24 protein-coding genes are annotated in these 25,182 nt (G+C 66.2%); 21 read left to right on the top strand and 3 right to left on the bottom strand.

The genetic code is table 11. The features are described from left to right. From ACO07J_RS23250 to ACO07J_RS23230, 5 genes are all read left to right on the top strand, one after another. Positions 1 to 1,157: acyltransferase family protein (locus tag ACO07J_RS23250; RefSeq protein WP_422033430.1), on the top strand; the 1,157-nt coding region annotated here is incomplete at its 5' end. 118 nt (positions 1,158 to 1,275) lie between these two features. After that, entirely contained in the window at positions 1,276 to 3,813 is a 2,538-nt protein-coding gene (gene topA / locus ACO07J_RS23245) for a type I DNA topoisomerase (protein WP_422033428.1), read from the top strand. Between the two features lie 140 nt (positions 3,814 to 3,953). Beyond that, positions 3,954 to 4,526 carry a L,D-transpeptidase gene (locus ACO07J_RS23240; RefSeq protein ID WP_422033426.1) on the top strand — a complete coding sequence of 191 codons (573 nt, stop codon included), beginning with the start codon at positions 3,954 to 3,956 and terminating at the stop codon, positions 4,524 to 4,526. A gap of 390 nt (positions 4,527 to 4,916) precedes the next feature. Continuing rightward, positions 4,917 to 5,612, top strand: coding sequence for a CoA transferase subunit A (locus ACO07J_RS23235; RefSeq protein WP_422033424.1), 696 nt, complete (start codon positions 4,917 to 4,919; stop codon positions 5,610 to 5,612). A gap of 2 nt (positions 5,613 to 5,614) precedes the next feature. Continuing rightward, a complete protein-coding gene (locus ACO07J_RS23230) occupies positions 5,615 to 6,241 on the top strand; it encodes a CoA transferase subunit B (protein ID WP_422033422.1) in 627 nt (208 codons plus the stop codon). An 86-nt stretch (positions 6,242 to 6,327) separates the two neighbouring features. Here the strand turns inward: ACO07J_RS23230 and ACO07J_RS23225 are convergent, their stop codons facing one another. After that, entirely contained in the window at positions 6,328 to 7,113 is a 786-nt protein-coding gene (locus ACO07J_RS23225) for a lytic transglycosylase domain-containing protein (RefSeq protein WP_422033419.1), read from the bottom strand. Positions 7,114 to 7,522: 409 nt separating this feature from the next. On the opposite strand from ACO07J_RS23225, the gene ACO07J_RS23220 reads away from it, so the two are divergent. The 13 genes from ACO07J_RS23220 (at position 7,523) to ACO07J_RS23160 (ending at position 19,775) form a co-directional block, all read left to right on the top strand. Further along, complete coding sequence (locus ACO07J_RS23220) at positions 7,523 to 7,720, top strand: Flp family type IVb pilin (protein ID WP_422033411.1); 198 nt, start codon at positions 7,523 to 7,525, stop codon at positions 7,718 to 7,720. A 188-nt stretch (positions 7,721 to 7,908) separates the two neighbouring features. Beyond that, positions 7,909 to 8,118 carry a Flp family type IVb pilin gene (locus ACO07J_RS23215; protein WP_422033409.1) on the top strand — a complete coding sequence of 70 codons (210 nt, stop codon included), beginning with the start codon at positions 7,909 to 7,911 and terminating at the stop codon, positions 8,116 to 8,118. A gap of 151 nt (positions 8,119 to 8,269) precedes the next feature. Beyond that, the gene (gene cpaB, locus ACO07J_RS23210) at positions 8,270 to 9,142 is read left to right on the top strand and encodes a Flp pilus assembly protein CpaB (protein WP_422033407.1); all 873 of its coding nucleotides are present in this window, start codon (positions 8,270 to 8,272) and stop codon (positions 9,140 to 9,142) included. A 226-nt stretch (positions 9,143 to 9,368) separates the two neighbouring features. Beyond that, a complete protein-coding gene (locus tag ACO07J_RS23205) occupies positions 9,369 to 10,787 on the top strand; it encodes a type II and III secretion system protein family protein (RefSeq protein WP_422033405.1) in 1,419 nt (472 codons plus the stop codon). A 16-nt stretch (positions 10,788 to 10,803) separates the two neighbouring features. Beyond that, a complete protein-coding gene (locus ACO07J_RS23200; protein ID WP_422033403.1) occupies positions 10,804 to 11,460 on the top strand; it encodes an OmpA family protein in 657 nt (218 codons plus the stop codon). 257 nt (positions 11,461 to 11,717) lie between these two features. Next, a complete protein-coding gene (locus tag ACO07J_RS23195) occupies positions 11,718 to 12,956 on the top strand; it encodes an AAA family ATPase (protein WP_422033401.1) in 1,239 nt (412 codons plus the stop codon). Positions 12,957 to 12,970: 14 nt separating this feature from the next. After that, on the top strand, positions 12,971 to 14,419 hold the full coding sequence (locus ACO07J_RS23190) for an ATPase, T2SS/T4P/T4SS family (protein ID WP_422033399.1): 1,449 nt from the start codon (positions 12,971 to 12,973) through the stop codon (positions 14,417 to 14,419). Positions 14,420 to 14,424: 5 nt separating this feature from the next. Continuing rightward, positions 14,425 to 15,393 (top strand): type II secretion system F family protein, encoded by a 969-nt coding sequence (locus tag ACO07J_RS23185; RefSeq protein WP_422033397.1) that lies wholly within the window; start codon positions 14,425 to 14,427, stop codon positions 15,391 to 15,393. Between the two features lie 7 nt (positions 15,394 to 15,400). After that, positions 15,401 to 16,384 carry a type II secretion system F family protein gene (locus tag ACO07J_RS23180; protein ID WP_422033395.1) on the top strand — a complete coding sequence of 328 codons (984 nt, stop codon included), beginning with the start codon at positions 15,401 to 15,403 and terminating at the stop codon, positions 16,382 to 16,384. A 27-nt stretch (positions 16,385 to 16,411) separates the two neighbouring features. Then, the gene (locus tag ACO07J_RS23175; protein WP_422033393.1) at positions 16,412 to 16,960 is read left to right on the top strand and encodes a tetratricopeptide repeat protein; all 549 of its coding nucleotides are present in this window, start codon (positions 16,412 to 16,414) and stop codon (positions 16,958 to 16,960) included. 29 nt (positions 16,961 to 16,989) lie between these two features. After that, positions 16,990 to 17,847 carry a tetratricopeptide repeat protein gene (locus tag ACO07J_RS23170; RefSeq protein ID WP_422033391.1) on the top strand — a complete coding sequence of 286 codons (858 nt, stop codon included), beginning with the start codon at positions 16,990 to 16,992 and terminating at the stop codon, positions 17,845 to 17,847. Then, entirely contained in the window at positions 17,848 to 18,348 is a 501-nt protein-coding gene (locus ACO07J_RS23165) for a prepilin peptidase (RefSeq protein ID WP_422033389.1), read from the top strand. It begins immediately after the preceding gene. Positions 18,349 to 18,464: 116 nt separating this feature from the next. After that, positions 18,465 to 19,775: an ATPase gene (locus ACO07J_RS23160; protein WP_422033387.1), complete on the top strand. Its 1,311-nt coding sequence runs from the start codon at positions 18,465 to 18,467 to the stop codon at positions 19,773 to 19,775. A 20-nt stretch (positions 19,776 to 19,795) separates the two neighbouring features. Here ACO07J_RS23160 and ACO07J_RS23155 read toward each other — a convergent pair whose 3' ends face one another. Next, positions 19,796 to 20,122, bottom strand: a complete 327-nt coding sequence (locus ACO07J_RS23155) for a ribonuclease E inhibitor RraB (RefSeq protein WP_422033385.1) — start codon at positions 20,120 to 20,122, stop codon at positions 19,796 to 19,798. A 232-nt stretch (positions 20,123 to 20,354) separates the two neighbouring features. On the opposite strand from ACO07J_RS23155, the gene ACO07J_RS23150 reads away from it, so the two are divergent. From ACO07J_RS23150 to ACO07J_RS23140, 3 genes are read left to right on the top strand one after another with little or no spacing between them, the layout of a single operon-like run. Then, on the top strand, positions 20,355 to 22,760 hold the full coding sequence (locus tag ACO07J_RS23150; protein ID WP_422033383.1) for a ligase-associated DNA damage response DEXH box helicase: 2,406 nt from the start codon (positions 20,355 to 20,357) through the stop codon (positions 22,758 to 22,760). A gap of 53 nt (positions 22,761 to 22,813) precedes the next feature. Continuing rightward, positions 22,814 to 23,476: a ligase-associated DNA damage response endonuclease PdeM gene (gene pdeM, locus ACO07J_RS23145; protein ID WP_300896258.1), complete on the top strand. Its 663-nt coding sequence runs from the start codon at positions 22,814 to 22,816 to the stop codon at positions 23,474 to 23,476. Positions 23,477 to 23,536: 60 nt separating this feature from the next. Then, positions 23,537 to 23,962 carry a PaaI family thioesterase gene (locus ACO07J_RS23140; protein WP_422033381.1) on the top strand — a complete coding sequence of 142 codons (426 nt, stop codon included), beginning with the start codon at positions 23,537 to 23,539 and terminating at the stop codon, positions 23,960 to 23,962. A 263-nt stretch (positions 23,963 to 24,225) separates the two neighbouring features. On the opposite strand, the gene folD is transcribed toward ACO07J_RS23140, so the two are convergent. After that, positions 24,226 to 25,128, bottom strand: a complete 903-nt coding sequence (gene folD / locus ACO07J_RS23135) for a bifunctional methylenetetrahydrofolate dehydrogenase/methenyltetrahydrofolate cyclohydrolase FolD (protein ID WP_422033379.1) — start codon at positions 25,126 to 25,128, stop codon at positions 24,226 to 24,228. Between the last annotated feature and the right edge of the window lie 54 nt (positions 25,129 to 25,182).

The following is a 25,182-nucleotide window of genomic DNA, read 5'->3' as shown; positions in this document are numbered from 1 at the left end:
GCCGCCTCCTCGCCCTGCCGCCGCTGGTCTGGATCGGCAAGCTCTCCTATTCCCTCTACCTCTGGCACTGGCCGATCATCGCCTTCGCCGTCTACCGCAAGGGCGAAGACCTCTCCGCCTCCGAAAGCGTCGCCTGCCTCGCGCTCGCCCTCGTCCTTTCGGCCCTCTCCTGGCGCCTCGTGGAACAGCCCTTCCGCAACCGCGCTCGCCTTACCCGCCGCGCCATCTTCGCCTCTGCCGCCACCGCCACGGCCCTCACCCTCGCCGTCGCGGCCTATACCGTCCATCGCGACGGGCTGCCCGCGCGCATGCCGCCCGACTTCCTCGACCTCACCGAAACCGGCCCGCTGATGCAGCCCCGCCTCGGCTGCCACTTCGTCACCGCCGCCCGCGCCGACGCGGGCGACGTCTGCCGCCGCGGCGCGCCCGACACCCGCGCCAGCTTCGTCTTCGCCGGCGACAGCCACGCCTTCGCCCTGTCCCCCGCCATCTTCGAGGCCGCCGAAAACCTGGGCGTCGCGGGCTTCCATTACACCTATCCCGGCTTCCGCCCCCTCGCCGGGGTGCGCAAGCCCGGCTACCCCGAATTGCGCGACCAGGTCGAAGCCTTCATCGCCTTCCTCGACGCACGGCCGCATATCCGCACCATCTACATCACCGCCTTCTGGCAGCACCAGATGACCGGCTACACCTACCGCACTTCGGGCGATGTCTGGGTCGATGACGGCTACGAGGGCCAGGGCGGCGCCTACAACGCCACCGCCACGCTCAACGGGCTGCGCCGCCTGGCCCGGCGCCTGCCCGGCCGCCGGATCGTGATCCTCGACGACGTGCCGGCGGGCGAGGCGCTGCACCTGCCCACCCAGGCCCGCCGCCTGCTTTTCGGCCACGAGGTCACGCTCGGCCTGCCCCGGGCCGAGGCCGACGCCCAGCGCGCGAGCTACGCCCCGGCCTTCGAAAACCTCGCCGCGGGCCACGAGCAGATCCTCTTCGAACCCATCCTCGCCACCCTCTGCGGCCCCGAGATCTGCCCGCTCTACGACGGCGACACCCTCCTCTTCCGCGACGGCGACCACCTCAGCCTCCAGGGCGCGCTCCGCCTCACCCCCGCTGCCGAAGACCTCCTGCGCCGCACCCTGCTCGCGCCCGACGGCTGAAAGAAACGGCATCACGAGCGGCCCGCCGCGGCCCCTCATCCGGGCCTCATTGACATTCCCGCTTGCCAGCCCACATGTTGCCCCGCCATAAGCGACCCCCGAGTCGAAAGGAGTTTTCATGCCAGTTGTCGTCGTCGAATCCCCGGCCAAGGCCAAGACCATCAACAAGTACCTGGGGTCCGACTACACGGTTCTGGCGTCCTACGGCCACGTCCGCGACCTGCCCGCCAAGGATGGCTCGGTCGACCCCGAGAACGGCTTCGACATGACATGGGAGATCGGCGCCGACAGCCGCAAGCATGTCAAGGCCATCGCCGACGCTCTCAAGGACGACAACGCCCTGATCCTCGCCACCGACCCCGACCGCGAAGGCGAGGCGATCAGCTGGCACCTCGAGGAAGCGCTGCGCAAGCGCAAGGCCCTCAAGAAGGACACGCCCGTCAGTCGCGTGGTCTTCAACGCCATCACCAAATCCGCCGTCACCGAGGCGATGAAGAACCCCCGCGAGGTCGACGCCCCGCTGGTCGAGGCCTACCTCGCCCGCCGCGCGCTCGACTACCTTGTGGGCTTCAACCTTTCGCCCGTGCTCTGGCGCAAGCTCCCCGGCGCCCGGTCCGCGGGCCGGGTGCAATCGGTCTGCCTCCGCCTCATCGTCGAGCGCGAGATGGAGATCGAGGCGTTCCGGCCCCGCGAATACTGGTCGGTCAAGGCCCTCCTCGCCACCCCCCGCGGCAAGGAATTCGAGGCCCGCCTCGTCAGCTGGGCCGGCAAGAAGCTCGACCGCTACGATATCCCGGACCAGACCCAGGCCGAACTGGCGGTCCAGGCCATCACCAGCCGCGACCTCACCATCGCGGGCGTCGAGGCCAAGCCGACCTCGCGCAACCCGTCGGCCCCCTTCATGACCTCCACGCTTCAGCAGGAGGCCAGCCGCAAGTTCGGCATGGGCGCGCGCCAGACCATGAGCGCGGCCCAACGGCTCTACGAGGCCGGCCTCATCACCTACATGCGGACCGACGGCATCGACATGGCCCCCGAGGCCGTGCACGCCGCCCGCGATGCCATCGCCGATCGCTACGGCGCCGAGTATGTCCCCGACAGCCCGCGCATGTACAAGAACAAGGCCAAGAACGCCCAGGAAGCGCACGAGTGCATCCGCCCCACCGACATGACGCGCGACGCCTCCCAGATCAAGATTTCCGACGCCGACCAGCGCAAGCTGTATGACCTGATCTGGAAACGCACGCTGGCCTGCCAGATGGCCGCCGCCCGGCTCGAACGCACCACGGTCGAGATCGAAAGCGCCGATGGCCAGGTGGGCCTCCGCGCCACCGGCCAGGTTGTGCTCTTCGACGGCTTCCTCAAGGTCTACGAGGAAGGCCGCGACGATACCGGAACGGAGGACGAGGACGACAAGCGCCTGCCCCAGATCATGCAGGGCGACAAGGCCGAGAAGCGCGGCGTCACCCCCGAACAGCATTTCACCCAGCCCCCGCCCCGCTATACCGAGGCGACGCTGGTCAAGAAGATGGAAGAGCTGGGCATCGGCCGCCCCTCCACCTATGCCTCGATCGTCACCACGATCCAGGACCGCGAATATGTCCGCAAGGACAAGAACCGCCTCATCCCCGAGGACAAGGGCCGCATCGTCACGATCTTCCTGCTGAACTTCTTCCGCAAGTACGTGGGCTACGAGTTCACCGCCAATCTCGAGGAAGAGCTCGACGTGATCAGCGCGGGCGATGCCGACTACAAGAAGGTGCTGGCGGAGTTCTGGCGCGACTTCTCGGCGGCCATCGCCGAAACCTCCGAGCTGCGCACCGCCGAGGTGATCGACAAACTCGACGAGGCGCTCGCCCCCATGCTCTACCCGCCCCGCGACGACGGCACCGATCCGCGCGCCTGCCCGCTCTGCGGCGAGGGGCAGTTGCACCTCAAACCCTCCCGCTCCGGCGGCTTCGTCGGCTGCTCGCGCTACCCCGAATGTCGCTACACCCGGCCGATCTCCGGCGATGCGGGCGAGGCCGGCGACCGTGTGCTGGGCGAAGACAATGGCGACGAGATCACCCTGCGCTCGGGCCGCTTCGGGCCCTACGTCCAGCGCGGCGAGGTGACCGAGGACAACAAGAAACCGCCCCGCGCCAGCCTGCCCAAGGGCTGGAGCCCCGATGACATGACGCTGGAAAAGGCCCTGACCCTCCTCGACCTGCCCCGCGTGGTCGGCACGCATCCCGACGACGGCGAACCGGTCGAGGCCGGCATCGGCCGCTACGGGCCCTTCGTCAAGCACGGCCGCCTCTACGCCAACCTCAAGGAGGTCGAGGAGGTCTTCACCATCGGCATGAACCGCGCGGTCGAGGTGCTGGCCCAGAAAGCCGCCTCCCGCGGCCAGGGCCGCGCCGCCGCCAAGCCGCTCAAGGAGCTGGGAGACCACCCCGAAAGCGGCGGGCCGGTCAACGTGATGGACGGGCGCTACGGGCCTTACGTCAAGTGGGAGAAGGTCAACGCCACCCTGCCCAAGGGCACCGAACCGGATGACGTGACCATGGAGATGGCAGTCGAACTGATCGCCGAGAAGGCCGCCAAGAAGGGCAAGGGCCGCAAGGCGCCCGCCAAGAAGAAGGCCCCGGCCAAGAAGGCGGCGGCCGGCAAGTAGCCCGCAACCCATGCGCCCCGCGCAAAGCCGCCCTGCCACCGGGGCGGCTCACGCGCTTGTGACGGCCCGCCTTCTTCCGCGCCGCGCGGGACCGTGGCAAATCTGCCCGAAATGACCCTCGAGCAGAAGGAGCACGCAAGATGCCCCGCCACACCCTCACCCGCCGCACCCTGATCCTCTCGGGCCTGGCCACCACCATCGTCACCCCCACCCTCGCGCAGGAGCACGAACAGCTCCCGGCCGAACCCGGCGTCCGCCGCAACATCTCCGCCTTCGGCCAGATGGACTGGCGCGACCATTTCAACCCCGGCGCGCCGGCCTACATCATCGCCGACACCACCTCCCGCGCGCTCCACTACTGGAACGGCGCGGGCGAGGACTACCGCATCTATCCGACCTCGGTGCCGATGACCGACGAGCTGACCAAGCGCGGCTTCACCGAGATCGTCCGCAAGAGGGTCGGCCCCGACTGGACACCGACCGCCAGCATGATCGAACGCAACCCGGAGCTGAAATACATGCCGCCGGGCCCCGACAACCCGCTCGGCACACACGCCATGTATCTCGACTGGCCCGCCTACCTGATCCACGGCACCCACGACACCCGCAAGATCGGCCGCCGCTCCTCGGACGGCTGCATCGGGCTCTACAACCACATGATCGAGGAGCTTTACGGCATCTCGCCCGTGGGCACGAAAGTGCGGATCATCTGACGCAGGTGTGCCGCCCGCCCCGGGCCTGACCCGGGGCCTCTGGCTCCACGGGCGCCCGACACCAGTCGCCCCCGCCCTATCGGCCTGACACCCGCCCGGAACAGAGCCGCGCCAAAGCGCGGCGCCGGGCGAGCGCCGGCCCGTCCCCACGGGCAGGCGCTTTCGAGGTGTTGCACGACGTCTATGGGGAGGATGTGCGTGGCCCCATAAAGTGGCGACCATGACCGTAGCAGCGCCTCCCCACGGACCGGCGCTCGCCCGGCGGAGCAAACCAGAAGCTGGCACTCACCTACGTAGAAACCCTACTTCGGCCCCCCGGGCAGGCCCAGCCGTTGACTCTCTCCTGCCCCCTCCGTCATATCGGGGCCGAATGACAGGAGGGTTCATTTCATGAGAAAGATCTACGGGTCCGCCGCCGACGCGCTGGACGGGCTTCTCCAAGACGGGATGCTGATCGCCGCGGGCGGTTTCGGCCTGTGCGGCATCCCCGAACTGCTGATCGACGCCATCCGGAAATCCGGCGTCAAGGATCTCACCGTCGCCTCGAACAACGCCGGCGTCGACGATTTCGGCCTCGGCCTGCTGCTGCAGACCAAGCAGGTCAGGAAGATGATGTCGTCCTACGTGGGCGAGAACGCCGAATTCATGCGCCAGTATCTCTCGGGCGAGCTCGAGCTCGAATTCAACCCGCAAGGCACGCTCGCAGAACGCATGCGCGCCGGCGGCGCGGGCATCCCCGGCTTCTACACCAAGACCGGCGTCGGCACCCAGATCGCCGAGGGGAAGGAGCACAAGGAGTTCGACGGCGAGACCTACATCCTCGAACGCGGCATCTTCGCCGACATCTCCATCGTCAAGGCATGGAAGGCGGATGAAACGGGCAACTGCATCTTCCGCAAGACCGCCCGCAACTTCAACCCGCCGGCGGCGATGTGCGGCCGGACCTGCATCATGGAAGTGGAAGAGATCGTCAAACCCGGCGAGCTCGACCCCGATCACATCCACCTGCCGGGCATCTACGTGCACCGCCTGATCCAGGGCGAGCACGAGAAGCGCATCGAACAACGTACCGTGAGGGAGGCCTGATCATGCCCTGGGATCGCAATCAGATGGCGGCACGCGCCGCGCAGGAGCTGGAAGACGGCACCTATGTCAACCTCGGCATCGGCATCCCCACGCTCGTGCCGAACTACATCCCCGAAGGCGTCCACGTGACGCTGCAATCGGAGAACGGCATGCTGGGCATGGGCCCCTTCCCGGTGGCGGGCTCGGAAGACCCCGACCTGATCAACGCCGGCAAGCAGACCATCACCGAACTGCCGCACACCTCCTATTTCGACAGCGCCATGAGCTTCGGCATGATCCGCGGCGGCAAGATCGCCATGGCGATCCTCGGCGCCATGGAAGTGGCCGAGAACGGTGATCTCGCGAACTGGATGATCCCCGGCAAGCTGGTCAAGGGCATGGGCGGCGCGATGGACCTCGTCGCCGGTGTGCGCCGCGTGATCGTGGTGATGGACCACACCAACAAGGCGGGCGAGTCGAAGCTGCTCAAGGAATGCACCCTGCCGCTCACCGGCACGGGCGTGGTCAACCGGATCATCACCAACCTCGGCGTGCTCGACGTGACCGAGGGCGGCCTGAAAATCGTGGAATGCGCCCCCGATGTCACCCGCGAGGAGATCATCGAGAAGACCGAGGCGACGATCGTCTGAAACCAAACCGGCGCCCCGGGCCAGCCCCGGGGCCTCGGCAGACCACCCGCCCCGGCCCCCGAGCCGGGGCCTCTCCCCTCGCGTATCTACTTCACCGCCAGGTTCAGCGCGCAGGCATCGGTGATCAGCTCGGGCCGCGTCTTGCACAGCCCTCCCGCCACCTGGAACGCCGCCAGCACCTTGGGCACGTAATCCCGCGTCTCGGCATAGGGCGGCACGCCGCCATGCCTCTTCACCGCGTTCTCGCCCGCGTTATACCCGGCAAGCGCCAGCACAGCGTCGCCGCCGAACTCCTTCAGCAGCCAGTCGAGATAGGCCACCCCGCCCTTGATGTTCTGATCGCTGGCCAGGCTGTCCGTCACCCCGAACCGCGTCGCGGTATCCGGCATGAGTTGCATCAGCCCCTGCGCGCCCTTGTGGCTCTCCGCCGTGCTCCGCCCGCCCGACTCGACCGAGATGACCGCCAGCACCAGCGCGGGCGACACGTCGGTCCCGATCGTCGCCCGCAATATGTTCGCCCCCTGCGCCGAGGCGATGCCCTGCAGCGCCTGCAGCCGCGGACCGGCCACCGACACCCCGCCCGGCCCGTCCTCGAGGCTGGCAAACGCGCTCCGCAGCCGCAGGGAGGGATCCTCCGACAATCCGGGGGGCACCTTGGTCCAGAACCAGTCATACCGCCCTGAGGCCGCCGCTGCGGCCCCCTGCGTGCCGCTCCCGGTCTCGTCGGGCTTCGGCTTGGCCGGTTTCGCCACCACCTGGTCGCCCGGCTCGATCTGCACGTTGATCCGCTTCTTGGTGCCGGCCTTCGGCGGCTTGGCCATCTTGAAGGTGAAATCCGGATAGGGCGGCGGGCTGTCCGCACGCCCGGGCATCGCACCGCACAGGCCAAGGCCCAGCGCCGCTGCGCATAAAAGAAAGGGTTTCACTGCACTGCCTCGTTCTTTTTGTACGAGCCTATCTCAAAAATGGTTATGTTTCACGGCTTTTGTGCCCGCCACAGAAACGGAAACGCGTACGATTTCCGCCCAAAACATCCCGAAACACGCTCCACAAGCACAAAATTTAACTTTTAAATCGTTTATTTTCAGTAACTTGACACCCACCAAGCCAAAAAAATTACGATTCACAAAATGCTACCAAAGCCGCCCAAATCCTGCCCGATTCCACAGGCTATATCTCCCCATACCGCAACGGCAGCGGGCCTTAGAGAGAGGCGGCCCACAGAAAGCTGAACCGGTTAAACGTAACTGAAGCTTAAGTGATCCTTTGGAGGGACCAACCATGATCAAGTTCATCAAAAAATTCCGCAACGACGAAGAAGGTGCCGTGACTGTTGACTGGGTCGTTCTGACCGCAGCCGTTGTTGGCCTGGGCGTTGCCGGCGTGTCGACCGTCTCCGGCGGTGTGAACCAACTGGCCACCTCGATCAAGAGCGGCGTGTCGACCAAATCGGTTTCGAACGGCGACTCCGGCGGCTGATATCCCATTCGTCTGACGACATGCACGTGGCCGCGAACGTCTGTTTCGCGGCCATTTGCTTTGAAACAGGGGCATGTGTCGCATGCCGCTTCGGGCCACCCGGCCCGGCCAAGGATCAGACACCCGGCCCGGATCGCCGTCGCACAAGAAACGGCTGACCGGCCAACAGGCAAAAAAGCGAGCAGGACATGACACTCACCATCCGGAATCTCTTCAGGACGTTCAGAACCCATTTGCGCGACGAAGACGGCGCCGCCAACGCCGAATGGGTGGTCATCGTCGCCAGCGTCGTCGGCCTGGCCGCGGCATCGACCGCCAGCATCAGCGGCGCGGTCACGGTCCTGTCGACCAGCGTCAGCAGCGAAGCCGGCAGCAAACAGGTCGACAACGGCGACTGACCCGCACGCCGCTTCCGTCGGCACCCGGGAAACAATCGTCAAACCGCCACCGCCCTTCCCTTCTTTCGCCATATTGCGCCGCCAGAACATCTGCCGGAAAACCGGCCCGCCCAGGGCCGCCCGAAGAGCAGTCCATCGGAAAGGATAGGCCATGCGTTTGGTTTTCGGACTCGTCCTTGTACTCGGCCTCGGCCTTGCCGGCTTTGCCGTCTACATGGCCAAAAGCTACATCCAGCAGTATCAGGCCGAGCTCGCCCACGAGCGGTCGAACCGCGACCCCGGCATCGACACGGTCGAGGTCTACGTCGCCACCAAAAAACTGAAATACGGGCAGGAGCTGAACCTCGACGACGTCCGTCTCACCCCCTTCCCGGCCATGTCGCTGCCGGAAGGCGTGTTCGAGACCGAAGAGGCGCTCTTCCCCGAAGGCGAAGCCGAACCCCGCACCGTTCTGCGCTCGATCGAGCCGAACGAGGCGATCCTCGCCGTCAAGGTCACCGAGCCCGGCGAAGAGGCCGGCATCACCTCGCAGCTGGAACGCGGCATGCGCGCCTTCGCGATCAACGTCGACGTCACCAGCGGCGTCTCGGGCTTCCTGCGCCCCGGCGACCGGGTCGACATCTACTGGACGGGTCAGTCCGCCAGCACCGCGGGCACCCGTCTCGAAGGTCGCGGCGCCAAGGACGTGACCAAGCTGATCGAGACCAACGTCAAGCTGATCGCCGTCGATCAGGAGGCCAACGCCGACACTAACGAGGCGATCATCGCCCGCACCGTCACCGTCTCCGCCCGCCCGCAGCAGGTGGCCTCGCTGGCACAGGCGCAATCCACCGGACGGCTCTCGCTGTCGCTGGTCGGCGCCGAGGACGACTCCGTCGCCGAGGCGATCGAGGTCGACCAGCGCAGCCTGCTGGGCATCCAGGAACAGGTGGTCGAACGCGCGCCCGTGGCACAGGAGGTCTGCACGATCCGCACCCGCCGCGGCGGCGAGGTGATCGAAACCCCGATCCCCTGCACCAACTGAGCCGGTTTTCCGATCCAGTCTCCCGAAAGGCGCCGCCCGCCCGCGGCGCCTTTTCTCGTTTCCGGTCCGTGAAAAGGGTTTCATTCACGCAACGCTGCCACAAAAAAGTCTTTAAAGGCGGCGCGAAAGCCATTGATTCTTGCAAAAATTTCGGAATTGGCCCATCCTGAGCGAAATGCGGGCGCCAAGACCCGCTTCTCGAGGCGTGATCGGAAAGGCAGGTCACATGACATTTACGCGCTTACTCAAGGCCGCCCTGGCCGGGCTGGTTTTGGCGTGCGGGCCGATTGCAGGCTCGGCGATGGCCGAGTCGCTTCAGGTCATCCGCAAGGGAACCGGACGGGATCTCAGCATCACCATGAACCAGGCGGTCGTGGTCGAAAGCGACGTGCCCTTCGCCGAGCTCAGCATCGCCAACCCGGCCATCGCCGACTTCTCGACGCTCTCCGACCGCACGATCTACGTGCTTGGCAAATCGCCGGGCCGCACCACCCTCACCCTGCTCGACGCCACCGGCCGCCTCATCACCAATGTCGAGGTCCGCGTCAGCGCCGACATCTCCGAATTCAAGGAACGCCTCCGCCAGGTCCTGCCGGGCGAGGCGATCGAGGTCCGCTCCGCCAATGACGGCATCGTCCTCTCCGGCACGGTCAGCAGCACCACCCGCATGGACCGCGCCCTCGAACTGGCCCAGCGCTACGCGCCCGAACGCGTCTCGAACCTCATGTCCGTCGCCGGCAAGCACCAGGTGATGCTCAAGGTCCGCTTCGCCGAGATGCAGCGCAGCGTCTCCAAGGCACTCGGCACCTCGCTGTCGATCGACGGGCGCAACAATTCCGGCGTCGGCGTCATCGGCGGCACCAACACCACCAACACCCAAGGGGCCGTGCTCAACACCCTCGCCGGCGCCATCCCCTCGGTCCAGAGCAACAACGGCGCCATCGCCTTCGGCTTCGACATCGGCTCGACCGAGGTCGGCATCCTGCTCGAGGCACTGGAAACCAAGGGCGTCGTCCGCACCCTGGCCGAACCGAACCTCACCGCCCTCTCGGGGCAGGAGGCCAAGTTCCTCGCCGGCGGCGAATACCCGATCCCGGTGGCGCAGGAAAACGGCGTCACCACGATCGAGTTCAAGCCCTTCGGTGTCGAGCTCAACTTCATCCCCCGCGTGGTCGATGACGGGGTGATCAACCTCGAGCTGGCGGCCGCCGTCTCCTCGATCGACGCCGCCAACGCGCTGGTCGTCGACGGGCTGACCGTCAACGCCTTCCGCCGCCGCGACACGTCGACCACCGTCGCCATGCGCGACGGGCAAAGCTTCGCCATCGCCGGCCTGCTGCAGGACGACTTCCGCGACAACAGCGGCCAGGTGCCCTGGATCGGCGACGTGCCGGTGCTCGGCGCGCTCTTCCGCAGCGCCGACTACCAGCGCGCCCAGACCGAACTGGTGATCATCGTCTCGGCCCACCTCGTGACCCCCACCACCGGCGAGGCGCTGGCCCTGCCCACCGACCGGGTCCGCATTCCCAGCGAACGCGAGCTTTTCCTCGACGGTCGCGTCGCCCGCGACATCCCCGAGAACAGCCCGGCGGGCGAAGTCGCCCGGCAGGATTTCAACGGCTCCTACGGCTACGTAATGGACTAGGGCAAAGGACAGCGCCATGAAACGATCCCTCATCGCGACGACGGCCCTCCTGGCGCTGACCGCGTGCTCCTACCCCACCGAAGTGCTCCGGTCCTACTCGGAATCCGGCTCCATCACCGATGGCGGCACTTTCGGCAATTCCACCATGAACAACACCCAGGTCATGACCGGCGAAAAGCATTTCGCCGTCGATCTGTCCCGCCGCTTCGCCAGCGAGGTCGGCAACACGGTGAACTTCGCCTTCAACTCGGCCCGGCTCGATGCCACGGCGGTCAGCGTCCTGCGCCGCCAGGCCCATTTCATCCGCCAGTTCCCCGAGGTCCGCTTCCGGGTCTACGGCCACACCGATCTCGTCGGGTCGAACGCCTACAACAACAGCCTCGGCCTGCGCCGGGCCCAGGCCGTGGTGAACTTCTTCGCCTCCCAGGGCATCAGCCGCTCGCGGCTCGAGGCGGTGGTCTCCTACGGCGAAACCCAGCCGCTCGTCGTCACCCAGGGCCGCGAACGCCGCAACCGCCGCACCGTCACCGAGGTCAGCGGCTTCGTCGCCTCCCATCCGATCATCATGGACGGCAAGTATGCCGAGGTGGTCCACCGCGAGTATATCGAAAGCGCCACCTCCGCGACCACGCTGGCAATCGTCGGCAACAGCGAGGGTCTGAGCACCGAATAGGCCGCCCCGCCGGGCGGCCCCACCGGGATCTCCCTGTCCGGCACCAGCCGGGCCACCTTGAAAAGCCCGCCGCACAGGCGGGCCTTTTTTGTCTACCTCTTCCGCACAATTGGAGTTTTTTGGCCCAAATGTTGCCCAGATTTTCGGCGAGGTTCCCACAATAACGAGTTTCCCCCGGCAAGAGGCAGCGGGGAGCGGCGCTGCGAGGGGCGCAGGTACGCGCGGAGTGCGCCGCACATATGAGATTGGGACCCGGAATGACGAGTAGTGAGAGCAACAACACGGAACAGATACCGCTTGTAGCCTGTACGGTCAGCCGCGATGTGCAGAATTTCGACCTGCTGATCGAGGACATGGAAGCCGCGCTTGGTGAAGCCTGGGGCGATCTGAACATCAACGAGGCGCTGGCCTTCTTCGGCCAGCCCGAGGCGACCGGCATCGAGTTCGCCGCCGTCGCGATCGACGATTCCGACGAGGACGACATCCCGCTGCTCAGCGAAATCATCACCATGGCCAGCTCGCGCGGCATCCGCGTCATCCTTATCGCCGAGGATGTCAGCCCCGCCGTCCTGCACCAGCTGCTGCGCCAGGGCGCCGACGAATTCGTCCCCTACCCCCTGCCCGAGGGCGAGCTCGAGGCCGCCATCGAACGCATCCGCAAGCGCGAGGAACAGGCCACCGTCGAAGGCACCCCCTTCGCCGCCGGCAACACGCCCGGCGACGGCGTCCTGCTCGCGGTCCAGGGCCTCGCGGGCGGCACCGGCGCCACCACGCTGGCGGTCAACCTCGCCTGGGAACTGGCGACCGTCGACAAGACCGACCCGCCGCGCGTCTGCCTGCTCGATTTCGGGCTCCAGACCGGCTCGACCGCCACCTATCTCGACCTGCCCCGCCGCGAGGCGGTGTTCGAAATGTGGTCCGACACCGAATCGATGGACGAGGACATCTTCAAGCAGTCCCTGACCGCCTTCGAGGACAAGCTCTGGGTTCTCACCGCGCCCACCGACATGCTGCCCCTCGACATGATCACCCCCGAGGACGTGGGCCGCGTGCTCGAATTCGCCCGTTCGAAATTCGACTACGTGATCGTCGACATGCCCGCCACGCTGGTCCAGTGGACGGAAACCGTCCTCAACGCGGCGCAGATCTACTTCGTCACGCTCGAGCTCGACATGCGTTCTGCCCAGAACGCCCTGCGCCTCAAGCGCGCGCTCCGCTCCGAGGATCTGCCGGTAGAGAAGCTCCGCTTCTGCCTGAACCGCTCCCCCAAGTTCACCGATCTCAACGGCAAGAGCCGCGTCAAGCGCATGGCCGAAAGCCTCGAGATCAGCATCGAGGTCCAGCTGCCCGACGGCGGCCGCGTCGTCACCCAGGCGGGCGACCACGGCTCGCCGCTCGCCCATTCGGCGGCCAAGAACCCGCTGCGCAAGGAAATCGCCAAACTGGCCGTCTCCCTGCACGAGATCGGCAAACCCGACGCCGAAGAAGCGGCGTGAAAAGGTAGAAAAGCATGTTCTCTCGCTACAAGAAATCCGGCGCCGCACCTGAAAAGGCCGCCAAGGTCAAGGCACCGGTGGAAACGCCCAAGCCCCAGCCGGCCGAGGCCCCGCCGAAACCCGCATCGCTGCGCCGGCCCTCGCCGGTGCAATCGGCGGCCCCCTCGCCCGCCGACAAGGACCGCAAGCGCAAGGAGCGCCTGGCCGAGATCAAGCTCGACCTGCACCGCTCGCTGCTCGACAACCTCAACCTCGCGGCCCTCGACACCGCCACCGAATCCGACCTCCGCGCCGAGATCAGCTCGATCGCGGCCGAGGTGCTGGAAGAGCGCTCGATCGTCCTCAACCGCGAAGACCGCGCCACCCTCACGCAGGAGCTCTATGACGAGGTCAAGGGCCTCGGCCCACTCGAAACCCTGCTCAAGGACGACACGGTCAACGACATCCTCGTCAACGGCCCCCACCAGATCTTCGTCGAACGCGACGGCAAGCTCTCGCTCTCCGACGTGACGTTCAAGGACGAAAAGCACCTGCTGCGGATCATCGACAAGATCGTCTCCGCCGTGGGCCGGCGCGTGGACGAATCCAACCCCTATGTCGACGCCCGCCTTGCCGACGGCTCGCGCTTCAACGCCATGGTGCCGCCCATCGCGGTCGACGGCAGCCTCGTCTCGATCCGGAAATTCAAGAAGGACAAGCTGGGCATCGACGATCTCGTCCGCTTCGGCGCCTTCTCCGAGGAAATGGCCGCCTACCTCCAGGCCGCCGTCGCCACCCGCCTCAACGTCATCGTCTCGGGCGGTACGGGCTCGGGCAAGACGACCACGCTCAACGCGCTCTCGTCCTTCATCGACAATTCCGAGCGCATCCTCACCATCGAGGATACCGCCGAACTCCAGCTCCAGCAGACCCATGTCGGCCGGATGGAAAGCCGCCCCCCCAACGTCGAGGGCAAGGGCGAGGTCTCGCCCCGCGACTGTCTCAAGAACGCCCTGCGGATGCGCCCCGACCGCATCATCGTCGGCGAGACGCGCGGCGAGGAGGTGATCGACATGCTGCAGGCCATGAACACCGGCCACGACGGCTCGATGACCACGATCCACGCCAACAACGCCCGCGACGGCATCTCGCGGCTCGAGAACATGGTCGCGATGGCCGGCATCGAAATGCCGCTCAAGGCCGTCCGCAGCCAGATCGCCAGTGCCGTGAACCTCATCGTGCAGGCCTCGCGCCTCCAGGACGGCTCGCGCCGCATGGTCTCGATCACCGAGATCACCGGCATGGAAGGCGATGTCATCTCAATGCAGGAAATCTTCCGCTTCCAGCGCACCGGCCTGACGCCCGACAACAAGATCATCGGGCATTTCACCGGCACTGGCGTGCGCTCGAACTTCTCGGAACGCTTCCGCCTGTGGGGCTACGACCTGCCCCCCAGCATCTATGAACCCGTCGCGGCAGAGTAACGGCCATGAGCATCAGCATCGAACCCATCATCTACGGCCTTATCTTCTTCGGCGTGCTTGCGCTCGTCGAGGGCATCTACCTGACCGTCTTCGGCAAGTCGATCAGCCTCAACAGCCGCGTCAACCGCCGGCTCGACATGCTCGACAAGATGGGCAACCGCGAGCAGGTGATGGAAAAACTCCGCAAGGAGATGACCCAGCACCTCAAGGCGCGCAACATCCCGATCTACGCGATCCTGTCGTCAAAGGCGCAGAAGGCGGCCATCGCCTTCACCCCGAAACAGCTCATCATGCTGATGGGCGGCGTGTCGGTCCTGGCGTTCGCGGGCCTCACCGTGGCCACCGACACACAAGTTCCGGTCCGCGCCGCGGTCTCCGTCGGCATCGGCATCGGCGGCGTCTTCGTCTGGATCAACTCCAAGGCCTCCAAGCGCATGAAACTGCTCGAGGAACAGCTCCCCGACGCGATCGAACTGATGGTCCGGTCCCTGCGCGTGGGGCACCCCTTCTCCTCGGCCATTTCCATCGTCGCCAACGAGGTCTCCGACCCGCTCGCCACCGAATTCGGCATCATCGCCGACGAAAGCGCCTATGGCCGCGACGTGGGCGAGGCATTGAAGGACATGGCCGAACGGCTCGACATGCAGGATCTCCGCTTCCTCGCCGTCGCCGTCACCATCCAGCAGCAGTCGGGCGGCAACCTCGCCGAAATCCTCGACGGTCTCGCCAAGGTGATCCGCGCCCGCTTCCGCCTGTTCCGCCGCGTCAAGGCCATCACCGCCGAGGCGCAGTGGTCCGGCAACTTCCTGTCGGCCTTCCCGGTGCTGGCCCTCGTCGGCATCCAGATGATCAAGCCAGACTACTACGACGAGGCGATGACCCACCCGTTCTTCATCCCGGCCTGTCTGGCCGTCGGCGGGTTCCTCGTGGCGAACATCTTCGTCATGCGCTCGCTCGTGAACATCAAGGTCTGAAACCGCCATGGGTATGCTCGAACAACTCACCGCAACCATCACCGATCAGCTCGGCCCCTTCGGCCCGCTGATCGCCGTCGGTACGCTCGGCGTCGTGCTGATCCTGATCTGCATTCCGATCCTGATCAAACAGTCGCAGGATCCGCTAGAGAAGCTGAAGAAGGCCAACAACTCGGGCAAGGCCCCCGACGCCGGCAAGGAACGGCTGCGCGCCAAGTCCCGCAACGAGAAGCTGGAGAAATACGCCAACTTCCTCGAGCCGCAGGACGAGAAGGCGCTCAGCAAGATGCGCCTGACGCTGATGCAGGCCGGCTACCGCGACCGCGACGCGGTGCGCTATTTCCACTTCGCCCAGTTCGCCCTCGGCATCGGCGGGCTGATCCTCGGGGTGATCTACTTCGTCTTCTTCGTCTCCAACGACGAAACCACCACCCAGCAGACCCTGATGTACACGCTCGGACCGGGCGGCGTGGGCTACATGCTGCCCAAGTACTGGATCACCAAGCGCCTGCAACAGCGCCAGGAAGAGATCGAACAGGGCTTCCCCGACAGTCTCGACATGATGCTCACCTGCGTCGAGGCGGGCCAGTCGATGGACCAGGCGATCATCCGCGTCTCGCGCGAGATCCAGGCCTCCTACCCGGCGCTCGCCCAGGAATACGAGATCGTCTCGCAACAAATGAAGGCCGGCCGCGACAAGCCCTCCGTGCTCAGCGACATGGCCGAACGCTGCGGCGTCCAGGACATCTCCAGCTTCGTCACCGTGCTGATCCAGTCGCAAAGCTTCGGCACCTCGATCGCCGACGCCCTGCGGGTCTACGCCAGCGAGATGCGTGACAAACGGGTCATGCGCGCCGAGGAAAAGGCCAACAAGCTGCCGACAAAGATGACATTGTCGACGATGATGTTTACAGTGCCCCCACTACTGATCATCCTTGTCGGGCCGTCGGTTCTGGGCATCATGGAACTGTTCTCGATGGCGGGCAAATAACCACAACGCCGAAATGGCGGGGCAGACATGATACGGGCACGGGCAGTCCTCCTGACCAGCATCGCCCTTGCTGCATGCAGCGAGGGCGTTTCGCGTGACAACCCCTTCGCGCCGGGCATCAAGACCGGTGCCGAAGCCGTCGACGGCATGCTCGTCGGCCACCGGCTGATGGATGCCGGCGAATACGACCTGGCCATCGACGCCTATTCCCGCGCCGCGGTGACCGAGGGAATGACCGCCGAGGTGCTGCTGGGCATCGGCACCGCCAACCTCAAGCTCAGCCGCCTGCACACCGCCGAACGCCTCCTCCGCCAGGCCCTCGACAAGGACGAGCGCAGCCCCGAAATCTGGAACAACCTCGGCGTCGTGCTGATGGAACGTGGCGAGATTGCGGAAGCGGAACAGGTCTTCCGCCGCGCCTATGCGCTCGATAATGGCCAAAGTGACTCAATTCGCGACAATCTGCGGTTAGCACTCGAAAAATCGGAAAATTCCGAGTATGCTCCCGAGGAAGAACAAGATTACAAATTGGTACGGCGGGGCAGCAGCGACTACCTGATCCGCAAGATACCATGACGAGGCAAGGGCAGTAAAAGGACGCAAAAATGCGCCAACTGATGATCATGAGCGTATGCGCTGTCAGCGCATTTGCGCTCTCCGCATGCGACAAGAAATCAGGCACCGATGTCGACCGCGCCTTCCAGGGCGTCAACGTCGTCGACGAAACCAACCTCAACGACGTAATGCTCTCGGTGGCCGACCCGAACGAGGCCGTCTCCTACTTCCAGCGCGCCTCCGGCGAACAGCCCGAACGGCTCGAACTCTCCCGCGGGCTGGCAAAATCCCTGGTCCGCGCCAAGCGCACGACCGAGGCGGCATCGGCCTGGAAGAAGGTCGCCGAACACCCCGAGGCCACCGATGACGACCGCGTCGACTATGCCGACGCGCTCATCCGCAACAACGACTGGGAGCGCGCCGAGCAGGTGCTCGACCGCATCCCGCCCACCTTCGAAAGCTTCAAGCGCTACCGGCTCGAGGCCATGGTCGCCGACAGCAACCAGGAATGGCAGAAGGCCGATAGCTTCTACGAAACCGCCATCGGCCTGACCACCCGCCCCGCCGGGGTGATGAACAACTGGGGCTATTCCAAGCTCACCCGCGGCGACTATGCCGGCGCCGAGCGCCTCTTCACCGATGCCATCCGGCAGGACAAGACGCTCTTCACCGCCAAGAACAATCTCGTCCTCGCCCGCGGCGCGCAAAAGAACTACTCCATGCCCGTCGTAGACACCTCCCAGACCGAACGGGCCCAGCTCCTCTACACGCTGGCGCTCTCGGCCATCAAGCAGGGCGACACCACCATCGGCAAGGGCCTCCTGCGCGACGCCATCGACACCCATCCCCAGCATTTCGAGGCCGCCGCGCGGTCTCTGGCCGCGCTCGAGGCCAATGTGAGCAACTAGATGGCCCTCGCGATCTCGCCGTCCGAGGCGCTCTGGTTCCTGCCCGTCGTCGCACCGCTCTGCCTCTGGGTGATGTGGAGCGACCTGTCCGCCATGCGCATCCCCAACCTCTCGGTGATTGCGCTGGCGGCGGTTTTCCTCATCGTGGGCCTCGTCGCCCTGCCCTGGGCCGACTACCCGTGGCGCCTCCTGACCATGGTGGTGGTGCTGGTGCTGATGTTCGGCGCCAACGTGATCGGCCTGATGGGCGCGGGCGACAGCAAGTTCATCGCCGCCGCCGCCCCCTTCATCGACCCGGGCGACGTGGGCCCGCTCTGCCTGATCTTCGCGGCGAACCTGCTGGCCTGCTTCGTCACCCACCGCATCGCCAAGCACACCGCGCTCCGCCGCCTCGCGCCGGACTGGACAAGCTGGGACCGCGGCCGCAAGTTCCCCATGGGCTTCGCCCTCGGCGCCACGCTGATCGTCTACCTCGCCCTCGGCGCCGCCTACGGCAGCTGAGGCCCGCGCGCCGCCCCGCGGCCGCGATGCCCACACCACGCCCGCCCCCTTCCACATTTTCACCGTTTTTCCCGCCAATAGTGCCGGCGACCGGAACCAATTTCAGGGGCAGACAGATGAACATGCAGGCTTCGCAAGGCGTCCAGCCACCCCCGCCCCCCAAGGGGCTCGAGGACATGAAACTCCCCGTCGTGATGATGCGCGACATCCTGATCAAGACGATGTTCCGCAAGAACCTCGACACCGTCAGCGATCTCGCCGAGGCCATCTGCCTGCCCCGCGCCGTTACCCAGGAACTGATGGACATGGCCCGCTCGCAGTCGATGGTCGAGGCGATGGGCACGCTCAGCGCCACCGCCGGCTCGGAAATGGGCTACCAGCTCACCGACAGCGGCAAGGCCCGCGCCCTCGACGCGCTTTCGCAGTCGGAATATTTCGGCGCCATGCCCGTGCCCCTCGCCGTCTACGGCGAACAGGTCCAGCGCCAGTCGATCCGCAACATCCAGATCACGCGCGAGGAACTGGTCCAGTCCATGGGCCACCTCGTCCTGCCCAACAGCCTGCTCGACTATCTCGGGCCCGCCGTCTCGGCCGGCCGCTCGATCCTGATGTACGGGCCGCCGGGCAACGGCAAATCCTCCATCTCCAACGGCATCCGCGCCGCCATGGGCGACAAGATCTACGTCCCCCGCGCCATCGAGTACGCGGGCCAGGTGATCACCGTCTACGACCCGATCGTCCATTCCAAGGCCGAGGTCGAAACCGACGACCCCAATTCGCTCCGCCGCCGCCGCACATGGGATACCCGCTACGTCCGCTGCGAACGCCCCACCGTCGTGACCGGCGGCGAGCTGTCGCTGTCCATGCTCGACCTCGTCTACAACCCCACCGCCCGCACCTACCAGGCGCCGCTGCAGCTCAAATCCTCCGGCGGCATCTTCATCGTCGACGACCTCGGCCGCCAGGCCGAACCGCCGCAGGCGCTGGTCAACCGCTGGATCGTGCCGCTCGAGGAGTCCAAGGACATCCTCGCCCTGCAATCGGGTGAGAAATTCGAGGTGCCCTTCGACACGCTGGTGATCTTCTCCACCAACTTCCACCCCAACGAGATCTTCGACCAGGCCGCGCTCCGCCGGATCTTCTTCAAGATCAAGATCGACGGGCCCAGCCAGGCCGACTTCCTCAAGATCTTCGCCATGGTCGCCAAGAAAAAGCAGATGCCCCTCGACGAGGCCTCGCTCCTCCACCTGCTCAAGAAGAAATACCCGACGATCAACAACGTCTACGCCAACTACCAGCCGATCTTCCTCATCGAACAGATGATCGCCACCTGCGAGTTCGAGGGCATCCCCTACCAGATGACCCCCGAACTCATCGACCGCGCCTGGGCCAACATGTTCGTCAAGGACGAGAAGATCGTGAAGTGACGGCCGGATAGCCGGCCGTTTCAGTCTACGGAAAACCCCCATCCGTCCGGGCGGAACCCGAACGAAAGAGCGACCTCCGTGGTCGCTCTTTCATGTTGCCAGATCCCGTCAAGCGTCACCGGCACGTCCGCGACGGTCACTTCGAACCATTCGTCGTCTTCATCGACGATAAGTTCCCCCGCGTAACCGGCCGCCGCCAGCGCCTCGGCAAGCCCGTCCCCGTCCGCGTCGGCCACCGGTACGAATTGCAGGTCCAGGTTCGCGCGCTCGGGAAGCTGAATCTTGGAAGCGAGGTCTGCCAGTACCTCCTCCGTCGCACAGCGCTGCTCCTCGAAATCGTGCTTCATGGGCTCCGCTCCTTGCTTGATGCCGTTGCCGTGCGACAAGATCGACAAGCCGCCTCCAGAGCGTCGCGCAATCCCGCCCGCTTATCAACGCCCTATCCAGGGCGCCGCGCCGAAACGCCTTCGGCCAAAGACCCTGTCCCGGTCAGCTTCCCCCGAACCGCGATGCCGCGCGCAACGACAGTGTTTCAGACTCCCCTCGCCCTCGCCCCCCCGCCGGTCTAGATACCGGGGCATGACCGCCCTGCCCCCGCTCTTCACCGACTGGTTCGCCGCCCGCGGCTGGCACATCCACCCGCACCAGCAGGCCATGCTCGACCGCGCCGATGCCCCGGCGCAGCTGCTCATCGCCCCCACCGGCGGCGGCAAGACGCTGGCGGGCTTCCTGCCCACGCTGGTCGACCTCGCCGAGGGCACCCACGACGGCCTCCACACCCTCTACATCTCCCCCCTCAAGGCGCTGGCCGCCGACATCAAGCGCAACCTCACCACCCCGGTCAGCGAGATGGGCCTGCCCATCCGCATCGACGACCGCACCGGCGACACGCCGTCGTCGCGCAAGAAACGCCAGCGCGCCGACCCGCCCCATATCCTGCTCACCACGCCGGAAAGCCTGGCCCTCCTCACCTCCTACGAGGACGCCCACAGAACCTTCGCCGGCCTCAAGCGCGTGGTCATCGACGAAATCCACGCGCTGGCCGAATCCAAGCGCGGCGACCAGCTCATGCTCGCCCTCTCCCGCCTGCAAGCCCTCTGCCCGAACCTCCGCCGCGTCGGCCTCTCGGCCACTGTCGAGGACCCCGCCGCCATCGCCCGCCTCCTCGCCTGCCACCCCGACCCCTGCGACATCCTCCAGGCCGACCCCGGCCCCGAACCGGATATCGCCATGCTCTCCACCGAGGAACGACCCCCCTGGGCCGGCGGCGGCGCCGCCTACGCCATCCCCGCCGTCCTCGACCAAATCCGCCGCCACCGCACCACGCTCATCTTCCACAACACCCGCGCGCAGGCGGAAATCTTCTTCCACAACCTCTGGCTCGCCAACGAGGAAAGCCTGCCCATCGGCATCCACCACGGCTCCCTCGACCGGGTCCAGCGCGAACGGGTCGAGGCCGCCATGCAGCAGGGTCTCCTCCGCGCCATCGTCTGCACGGGCTCGCTCGATCTCGGCATCGACTGGGGCGATGTCGATCTCGTCATCCAGGTCGGCGCACCCAAGAACGTCAAACGCCTCGTCCAGCGCATCGGCCGGGCCAACCACAATTACAACGCCCCCTCCAAGGCCCTACTCGTGCCCGCCAACCGCTTCGAAGTCGTCGAATGCCAGGCCGCCCTGCAAGCCGTCCGCGACCACGATCTCGACGGCGAACCCCGCGGCCGCGGCCCCCAGGACGTGCTCTGCCAGCACATCCTGATCCGCGCCTGCTCCGGCCCCTTCGCCGCCGACGACCTCTACGCCGAGGTCACCACCGCAGGCGCCTATGCCGATCTCACCCGCGCCGAATTCGACGCCTGCCTCGACTTCTGCGCCACCGGCGGCTACGCGCTCCGCGCCTACGACCAGTGGCAACGCCTCAAGCAGACCGACGGCCTCTGGCACCTCCGCGACCCCCGCAGCGCCCGCCTCATCCGTATGAATATCGGCACCATCCAGGACACCGACCTCCTCAAGGTCCGGATGCAACGCTCCCGCGGCGGCAAACCCCTGGGCGAGGTCGAGGAAGCCTTCGCCGCCTCCCTCACCCCCGGCGACACCTTCCTGATCGGCGGCGAGATCGTCCGCTACGAGGGCTTGCGCGAAATGACCGTCGAGGTCAGCCGCGACCGCGGCCGCCAGCCCAAGATCGCCGTCTTCGGCGGCACCAAGTTCGCCACCTCCACCCAGCTCAGCCAGCGCATCCTGTCGCTCCTGAACACCGGCGACTGGTCGTCGCTCCCCGCCCACACCGCCGACTGGCTGCGCCTCCAGTCCGAGATGTCCCGCCTGCCCAAGTCCGGCGAGCTGCTCATCGAAAGCTTCCCCCACGAGGGCCGCGAACACGCCTGCATTTACGGCTTCGCCGGCCGCAACGCCCAGCAGACCCTCGGCCTCATCCTCACCAAGCGGATGGAGGAGCTGGGCCTCCACCCGCTCGGCTTCGTCTCCACCGATTACGCCACCCTCATCTGGGGCCTCGACCCGCTCACCGACCCGGGCCCGCTCTTCGAGCTTTCCGCCCTCCGCGACGGTCTCGACCGCTGGCTCGCCGGCAACCAGCTCATGAAACGCACCTTCCGCGCCTCGGCCACCATCGCCGGCCTCATCCAGCGCAACACGCCACAGGCCAAGAAATCCGGGCGGCAGGCCACCTTCTCCTCCGACATCCTCTACGACACGCTGGCCAAGTACGACCCCGACCACCTCCTGCTGCAAATCACCCGCACCGAAGCCATGCGCGGCCTCATAGACTTCGGCCGCATCGAGGAAATGATCACCCGCATCGACGGCCGCATCGACCTCCTCCGCCTGCCCCGCGTCACCCCCTTCGCCGCCCCGCTCTTCCTCGAACACGGCCGCATGCCCGTCGAAGGCGCGGCACAGGAACGCCTGCTGGCCGAGGAAACCGAGCGGCTCATGGCCGCCGCCGGCCTCTCCACCTGAATTTCCACCCGCAGGGTCTTGAAATCGCCCCCTTTCCGCGCGAAGAACAATGCATGAACGGGCATGATTTCTCCCTCGCAGGCGCGCCGCTCGTGGCGCTCGGCTCCGGCGCACTCTACTGGCCCGCCGAGGGGCTGCTCTGCATCTCCGACCTGCATCTCGGCAAGGCCGAACGCCGCGCCCGGCTGGGCGACGGCTACCTCCCCCCCTACGAGACGCAGGACACGCTCTCCCGCCTCGAGGACGACCTCCGCCTGACCGAGGCCACCACCGTCATCTGCCTCGGCGACAGCTTCGACGACCGCGCCGCGGCGGATGCGCTGCGCGACGAGGAAAAACTCTGGATCGCAGCTCTCCAAGCCGGCCGCCGCTGGGTCTGGATCGAGGGCAATCACGATCCCGGCCCCGTGGAACTCGGCGGCACCCACCTCGCAGAGCTTCCCCTCCCGCCCCTCACCTTCCGCCACATCGCCAAACCCGGCCAAAGCGGAGAGATTTCAGGTCATTACCACCCGAAAACCACCCTGCGCACCCGCGGCCGCGCCATCACCCGCCCCGCCTTCCTGATCGACGCCGACCGCGTCATCATGCCCGCCTACGGCACCTATACCGGGGGCCTGCGCAGCAACGACCGCGCCTTCGCCCCCCTCATGCGCGACGAGGCGATCGCCGTGCTGACCGGCCCCGTGCCCCACGCCGTCCCCCTGCCCCGCTGAAACCCGTTCCCCTTCCCGCGCCGCCCCGCTACCCTACGGGGCGAACAGGAAAGGCCCGCCATGACCCCGCAAATGGAAGAGAAAATCCGCCAGAGCTTCGACAAACAGTCGATGATGGCCACCCTCGGCGCCCGCCTCGGCCATCTCGCAACCGGCGCCATCGAGGTCGAGGCCCCCATCCTCCCCGGCAGCCTCCAGCAACAGGGCTTCGCCCATGCCGGCCTAACCTTCGCCATCGGCGACACGGCGGCTGGCTACTCGGCCCTCTCCGTCATGCCCGACGACGCCGAAATCCTCACCACCGAGCTCAAGATCAACCTCCTCGCCCCCGGCCAGGGCGACAAGCTCATCGCCCGCGGCAAGGTCATCAAACCCGGCCGCCGGCTGGTCATCGTGCAATCGGATGTCTACGCGGTGCAAGACGGGCACGAGACCCACATCGCCATGCTCATGGGCACGACGATCGCGGTGAAGGTGACAGCGTAAAATCGCGCGGAATCAAGGGCGTAAGCCCGCCGCGCGAGCGCCTGCCCGTCCCGACGGGCTGGCGCTTTTGCGGGCGTCACGCCACGCTGGAATGTCGGATGTGCTTGGCCACCATAAAGTACCAGTTCCAAGCGTGGGCAGCGCCTCCCCACGGGCAGACCCTCGCGCGCCTCCGCACCGTAGGGTGGGTGCCAACCCACCACCCCCAAACAAAAAAACGCCCCGGAAACCCCGGGGCGCCCTTCAACCACAATCCGAAAACCTCAGGCCGTCAGCCCCTCCGGCTCCGCCACCCCGTTCGCCCGGCAACACGCCGTCACCGTGTTCGCCAGCAGGCACGCAATTGTCATCGGCCCGACACCACCCGGCACCGGGGTAATCGCCCCCGCCCGCTCGGACGCACTGGAAAACTCCACGTCGCCCACCAGCCGCGTCTTGCCTTCTCCCTTCTCCGGCGCGTCGATCCGGTTGATGCCCACGTCGATCACCGTGGCCCCATCGGCAATCCAGTCGCCCGGCACCATCTCCGGCCGGCCCACCGCGGCCACCACGATATCCGCCCGGCGAACCACCTCGGGCAAATCCTTCGTCCGCGAATGCGCGATCGTCACCGTACAGCTGTCGCCCAACAGCAACTGCGCCATCGGCTTGCCGACGATATTCGACCGACCGATCACCACCGCGTTCATCCCCGACAGGCTCCCGTGATGATCCCGCAGCATCATCAAACAGCCCAGCGGCGTGCAGGGCACCATGCTCTTCTGCCCGGTCCCCAGCAGCCCCACGTTGGAAATGTGAAACCCGTCCACATCCTTCTCGGGGTTGATCGAGTTGATCACCAGGTCTTCGTCCAGGTGATTCGGTAGCGGCAATTGCACAAGGATTCCATGCACGTCCGGATCGTTGTTCAACTGGTCGATCAGCGCCAGCAGGTCCGCCTCCGACGTGTCCGCATCCAGCTTGTGCTCGTAGGAGTTCATCCCCGCCTCGACGGTCTTCTGCCCCTTCGAACGCACGTAGACCTGGCTCGCCGGGTCTTCGCCCACCAGAACCACGGCCAGACCGGGCGTGATCCCGTGCTCGTCTTTCAGTTTCGCAACATGCGCCGCGACCTTTTCCCGAACCTTGGCGCTAAAGGCTTTCCCGTCGATGATCTGAGCGGTCATTTATCCATCCCTGAAATTGCGGTGGGTTTCCCCCACCCTACGACCTGACCGCAG

It is taken from the genome of Roseovarius sp., assembly GCF_965228755.1.
GTDB lineage: Bacteria > Pseudomonadota > Alphaproteobacteria > Rhodobacterales > Rhodobacteraceae > Roseovarius.
Note: the sequence above shows the minus strand (reverse complement) of the source record. Positions and strands in the feature narration are given on the sequence as shown.